At 45.2% G+C, this 6,684-nt stretch carries 2 protein-coding genes and 2 pseudogenes; 1 reads left to right on the top strand and 3 read right to left on the bottom strand.

Annotated features, from left to right (window positions below):
• The 3 genes and pseudogenes from priA to miaB all read right to left on the bottom strand — a co-directional run.
• Positions 1 to 2,204: primosomal protein N' (gene priA / locus BG32_RS11865; RefSeq protein ID WP_121526889.1), on the bottom strand; the 2,204-nt coding region annotated here is incomplete at its 3' end.
• Positions 2,205 to 2,207: 3 nt separating this feature from the next.
• Complete coding sequence (locus tag BG32_RS11870; RefSeq protein WP_121526890.1) at positions 2,208 to 3,491, bottom strand: nucleotidyltransferase; 1,284 nt, start codon at positions 3,489 to 3,491, stop codon at positions 2,208 to 2,210.
• 1,374 nt (positions 3,492 to 4,865) lie between these two features.
• Positions 4,866 to 6,169 (bottom strand): annotated as a pseudogene (miaB, locus tag BG32_RS17190) (tRNA (N6-isopentenyl adenosine(37)-C2)-methylthiotransferase MiaB).
• Between the two features lie 177 nt (positions 6,170 to 6,346).
• Between miaB and BG32_RS11885 the strand changes: the two are divergent.
• Positions 6,347 to 6,684: pseudogene (locus BG32_RS11885) on the top strand (serine protease); the annotation flags it as partial.

The following is a 6,684-nucleotide window of genomic DNA, read 5'->3' on the forward strand; positions in this document are numbered from 1 at the left end:
AATCCGCAATCACTATCTGAAGGAAGTTTTATCGTTATCTTCATTCTGTACGAGTTCTTAAGTTTCGAAAGCACTGGTGTGAGAGGGCCGAAGACCTCTATTGTATCGAGTTTTTCTGCTTTGACTTCACTTAGAATCCTCTCTGCCAGCTCACCGCTCTTGTCTTCCGTATCTCCGTAGCATATGATCTCTGCGATCTTAGCGAATGGCGGATTGTTTAGCTCCTTCCTGAGAGCTATCTCATCTTTGTAGAAGGCTTCGTAGTCTCTCTCGAATGCCGCTTTGATTATCCTGTTCTTCGGGTTAAAACTCTGAATGAAGGCTTTCCCTATGCCGGCTCTGCCGGAGCGTCCGCTGACTTGAGATATGTGCTGGAATGCAGTTTCGGGACTATCGTAACTCGGGAAACTCATCAGTCTGTCTGCATCGACCACGAGAACCATTTCAACGTCTGGGAAGTCAAGACCTTTTGTGATCATCTTTGTTCCAACGATTATCTGAGACTCCTTCTTTGAGATCTCAAGAAGGGCTTTTTCATAAGCCACTGGGTTATCGATAGTCTCCCGGTCCATCCGCATAATCTTCACGGAAGGGAAGTATTTTTGAAGATCGTGTTCGACTCTCTCCGTTCCAAAGCCCCTTGCAGAAAGCGTCATTGATCCGCAGCTGGGACAGGTCTTTGGAATCGGCTCTTTGTAACCGCAGTAATGACACTTCAGTGAATTGTCGGCCTTATGGTAGGTCATTGAAACCGAACAGTGTGGACAGGTAATCGTATTTCCGCACGTAAAGCAAACAACGTAATTTGAATAGCCCTTTCTATGAACGAAGACGAAGACCTGCTTCCCTGCCGCAATCGTTTTCTTAATCTCTTCAAGAGCCCTCTTGCTGATTATGGGATTCTTTTCTTCCTTCATATCGATAAGCTCAATTATTGGGAAGGAACCGACGGGTCTTTCGGTGAGGCTGAGAAGAATCAGTTTTCCAGATTCCGTCAAGTGATAGTGACTCACTCTTGGAGTTGCCGAGCCAAGAATTATGGGAACATTCAACAGCTCGGCCTTCTTCATAGCGGCTTCGACTCCATCATAGTAAGGCACGCTCTGCTGATAGAAACTTGTGTCATGCTCTTCGTCAACGACTATTAGACCGGTGTTCTTCATCGGTACCCAAAGTGAACTTCTAGTACCGACAAGGATGTCAACATTTCCTTCAACTGCGTCTAGCCATATTTGCTGTCTCAAGCCTTTAGCCATATAGCTGTGGTATTGTCTTACATCTCTGCCTGGAAAAGCACCTCTTATTCTCGCGAGAAGCTGTGGCGTTAGTGAGACTTCAGGGACTAGATACAAGATCTGCTTGCCCTTGTTCAACAAGTATTCCATGACTTTGAAATAGACTTCAGTTTTTCCCGTCCCGGTAAGTCCGTGTAGCAGAAAGGCTTTCGATCCGCTCTCCATTATGCTCTTGTAGACCTCTTTCTGCTTACCGTTAAGTTCCGTCACTGCGGGAATCACCCAGTGAGAATCGTCTTCTTCCGTCTCCTCTTCAGTTAGAATTCCCTTAGAAATCAAGGTTTCAATGGGGCTTCTGCTTTTGAGCTGCAGCTTTTTTTCAAGTTCGGAAACTTCGGCAGATTCAACTGAAAGAAGATAATCGACTATCGTTTGCCAGAGTGGAGTAAGGTTCTGCTTCAAAAGGTCTGTTTTCAAAGAGAGTGATATGCGTCTAATTTTGCGTTTTTTCGGAGTTCTCCTTTCGAAGCTATGCATGATCTTGACGTCACGCAATGAAAGAAGCTCTGTAAGTTTTTCCTCTCCATATTGCTTAATAAACTTATCTTTCTTGGTTGGAGAGAATCCCAGCTCGTCGGAAAGCGGCACGACAAAGTCATCTACAGATAGGAGTTTTCCAGGCGGGAAGAAGAGATCGAAGACCTTTCCAGGAGGCGCGATATATTCTTTCATGACGAACTCCGCCAGTTCGAGATCCTTAGATGAGAGAAATGGCCTACCGTCCAATCTCTTGTTTATACTCTTTATCCTGTATCTCCCAGTCTTACCTTCCAGCGATACAACGTAACCCACAGTGTTGCGTCCCGAAAAGTTCACTTCAACCCTTTCTCCAGGTTCGACTGGAGAATCAGTCATATAAGTATATGTGTCATATAGTGGGGAATTCGATATCGCAACCTGGATAAGCACTGGTTAAGAGTCCTCCTCGTTGTATATGACTCTCGATAATAGGTCGGAGCATCTCGATCTGCTTTCGGGATATTTGAAAAGGCTTGCGTAGAATCTAACGGCTGCAAAATCCCTTTCCAGCTGAGCCTCTAAAAGATCTGCATCTATTTTCATTTCTTTCTTCAGTGCTCCATCTACGACTTTTCTCCACAAAGAAGCCGTAGTTATTATTGGAATCTTCATTGAGTGTTTGATGTTCGAAAGATGATTTCTTCCCTTTTCATTGAAGCCCAGTACTCGAATGTATTGGGGGCCGAATTCGTTGCTTTTTCTTATAAGATTATCGGTGAATCTGAAGACGGGATAATACATAAGTCTTCTTATTCTGGACAGAGTAAACCGCTTCGACTTGACGCAGTGGAGAAACTCTTCAAGGCTTCCTGAAAGGGAACACTCTCGAAATCTCGCATCCAGGCCTTCAACGAATCCGTAATACCTATTATAGTCGTCCCTTGACAAAAGTCTGTAAAATGAGATGAAAAACGATTCTACGTCCTCCTTGAATACAGGACCTCTTCCGCTTCTGATTTCCTGCAAGATTATGTCAAACGGCTCTTTGGGGATAGCTTGAGAAGCGCTTTCAATGTCGCCTTTCTGAATGAGTTTTCTTATTGCCGTTGCCGATGAGAACTTGCCTCTGTGTTCTTCATCCGTATAAGAAGAGCCCACTCTCTTGATCGAGAGAGGTGCGATCTTGCTGCCAATCTTGTTAATTGCCCTTAGATATTCGACGCCAAGGATATTGTTGGACGAACCAATCTCTTCTATTCTGTGAGAAAGATTTTTATCTTCAATATGTATGAAATCCCTGAGGGCGTACTTCCTTGCGTTGGGGAACGAGTGGCCCTTCTTCAAATGCTTTTTAAGTAGATCTCTATAGTATTCCGGTTCTTCGATTAGGATTTTCGAAACTTTTTTCAGCAGTTCCGTATCATCTGTTTCGCTGCCGAAAACTATGTCCGTCACTCCAATGTGGTCAAGAGTCCAGATAGCTCCCGTGGCAAATCCACCAGCATCCTGCAAAGAATAGACCACAGGAAGCTCAACAACGAGATCGATACCCTGCTTTAGGGCCGCTTTCGCTCTTGCAAACTTCTCGACGATGGCCGGTTCGCCTCGCTGGACGAAGTTTCCGCTCATCACCGCAACGGTCACATCGGGCTTCACAAGGTCTTTTGACTTCTCGAGGTGGTAGAGATGTCCATAGTGAAAGGGGTTGTATTCAACTACGAGACCGAGTACTTTCATATATGAACCTCCCATATACAGCGCTCGCCGGCAGCGATTCTATTCAACTACATGTTCTGCAAGGTGCAAGCTTCAAGAAGGACTACCGACTCCATCAAGAATATGAACTCCAAAAGTTCTTACCCGTCCTTCGAGCAAAGCCCAGATCCCGGATCAAGTCCGGGATGACAGTGTTAGACGATTGCGAGAAAGTCACATTCCGTCATGCTGAATCAGAAGCCGTCCTTGGTCCTTCGCCCAAGGTCGTATACCCGTCCTTCGAAAGAGCCGCTGCACGCTTAAGAACAAAAAACCGCTGGTCGCTGCGCATCCAAGTTTTCGGTTCTTTGTCGAGAATTCCGTCATGCTGAACTTGTTTCAGCATCCAGCTCTCTCTTTTGGAAGAACTTTTCAATGGACATTGATTTCCCCACTCTTCCTACCACCGACATGCAACCCGCAACCACGATTTCTCAAAAACCCAGATCCCGGATCAAGTCCGGGATGACAGTGTTTTGTGATTGCAATAACGTCACATCCTGTCATGCTGAACTTGTTTCAGCATCCCGGGGGGTTCTCCGAAAACGTTACATACAGTCATTCTGAACTTGATTCAGAATCCCGACGTTTCTTTCTAGTCGCCCATAGTCTTTTCGGATAACGGAGAACCGCTCAACAATCAACCAGTTTCTCTTGCTCTTACGAACCCGCCACCTGCTACCACGGATCACGTTTCTCATAAGCCCAGATCCCGGGTCAAGCCCGGGATGACGTCTTCATTAGCACTGATAATTGGTGAAGGTACTGGGCCGTTTCGATTGCCAGACCCTAAACCCCAGATCCGAGACCCGGTATTAATTCCGTCATTCTGAACTTGATTCAGAATCCCGCTCTTCTGTTGAATGTCAGTAACGTACTTACTTCATCGCCTTTAGAAAAAGGTCTTCTTTCTTCTTCTTGCAACTTGCATCTTGGAACTTGCAACCGTTCTTTTCTGAGAACGTAGAACTTTTCAATGCACATTGATTTCCCCACTCTTCCTACCACCGACCTGCGACCCGCAACCACGATTTCTCAAGAACCCAGATCCCGGATCAAGTCCGGGATGACAGTGTTTTGTGATTACGATAACGTCACATTCCGCCATCCTCAAGAAACTGTCCTTCGTCAAGGATCATGAACCTGTCCCTCGAAAGATCCGCTTCACGCTTAAGAGCAAGAACCCGCTAGTCGCTGCACGTCCAGGTTTTCGGTTCTATGTCGAGAATTCCGTCATGCTGAACTTGTTTCAGCATCTTGCTCTCTCTTTTCGTAGAACTTTTCAACTGACAGCGATTTCCCTGTTCTTATTGCCACGGACCACCGACATCTAACCTCGGTTTCCCCTCCTCATGTCTATTTGACCATCACTCCATATAAAGGTCCTGCGGATACCCTTTCTATTCTGATCTTAACAGGTTGACCGATCAGATCAGGCTCAGCCTCGTATATTACTATCTTGTTGTTAATTGTTCTTCCGTAGATTTTGCCGTTCCCTTTCACCTTTCCTTCTCCAATCACATCGATTGTTTCATTAAGATACTTTTCGTTCTCTTCCCTGTTAATGTGTTTCTGAATTGCAAGGAGATCGTTTAATCTTTTCGTCTTAACTTCTGGAGGCACATCATCTTCCATCTTCTTTGCAGAGAGGGTGCCTTCTCTTGGCGAATACATCGCGAGATTGACGCGCTCAAACCTAACTTCCTTTACTAGCGACACTGTCTCTTCGTACTCTTTTTCAGTCTCTCCGGGAAACCCGATAATCAAATCGGTACTGAGAGAAGCACCTTTAATCTTGTTTTTCACCCGGCCAATTAGATCTAGATAATATTCCCTCGTGTAACCTCTATTCATATCTTTCAGAACTCTGTTGCTTCCAGATTGAACCGGCAGATGAATCGCACGAGACACTTTTTCCGAGGATGCTATCACATCTATTAGTTCGTCACTGAAATCCCTGGGATATGATGTCAAGAACCAGATTCTCTCAATCCCGTTTATCTCAGTAGTCTCTCTAATCAGTTTTGCAAGGGAAGAACCATCTTCGAGATCCTTTCCATATGAGTCCACATTCTGTCCGAGATAGGTGATTTCTCTGTAACCATTTTCGGCAAGTCCTCTCGCTTCCGAAAGTATATCATTCATATTTCTGCTCTTTTCCCTCCCTCTCGTGTAGGTACTATGCAGTATGAGCAGAACTTGTTGCATCCGAATATTATGGTTATCCATGCATGATGCATGCTTGTCCTGATTCTAGGAGTATCTGAATCGAGTTCGTCGATGAAATCACCCATCTCAATGAATCTCTCACCTGACTCCGCTCTGCCGAGCAGTTCATCTACTCTAGTGATTGCACGAGTCCCAAATACAAAGTCAACCTCTTTGTGAGTGAGTAACTCTAGCGCATTCTTTTCCGCTACACATCCACAGACACCTACGAGAAGTCTTTTTTTCCGCTTCTTCACTGCTTTCAACTGCCCGAGTTTGCCGTATAACTTGTCTTCGGACTTTGCCCTAACTGCGCAAGTATTTACGATGACGGCGTCAGCCTCTTCCTCACTGGCAGCAATTTCGTGACCGGCTTTCGATAGAACGCCCATCATTGCCTCTGTATCGTTGATATTCATCTGACATCCAAAGGTTCTAAAGGCTACTTTCAAAAGATCACTCCTATTCCGATATCATTGCTCAGCTAAATTGTACCTCATTAGTCGGGGGCGAGTAACCACGTTGTGTTACCATTCTAATGGGAAGAATTCACTGTCAGCATGGATTATAAATGCTGTCCAAGAGTTAGAAGAGATGAGAAATTCGGCGAATGCTATTGGAGGTGCAACATGTTTTCAGAAGCTTTTAGAATTGCAAGCCAGTTTACAAGACCGGTAGTGGTACTTACGCGGAATGGAGCGGGAGAGGTCGTCGCAAATTGCGGATCATTCATTGTGTTGAACAGAGAAGGATGGATAGTGACAATGGCCCACCTATGGCATTCTTATTTTATGTTCAAGCAACAGCACAACCAGAATAACATAGAGCCTGCGAAAAGAATCGAGAATCATTCATTCTGGTGGGGTGGAGATGGAAAGGTCCTCAAGGATATCAGACCATTTCCCGAGGATGACCTGGTAATCGGAAGACTTGAACCATTTGATCCGGATGAGATAGTTGAGTACCC

This window comes from Mesotoga sp. HF07.pep.5.2.highcov (assembly GCF_003666285.1).
Classification (GTDB): domain Bacteria; phylum Thermotogota; class Thermotogae; order Petrotogales; family Kosmotogaceae; genus Mesotoga; species Mesotoga prima.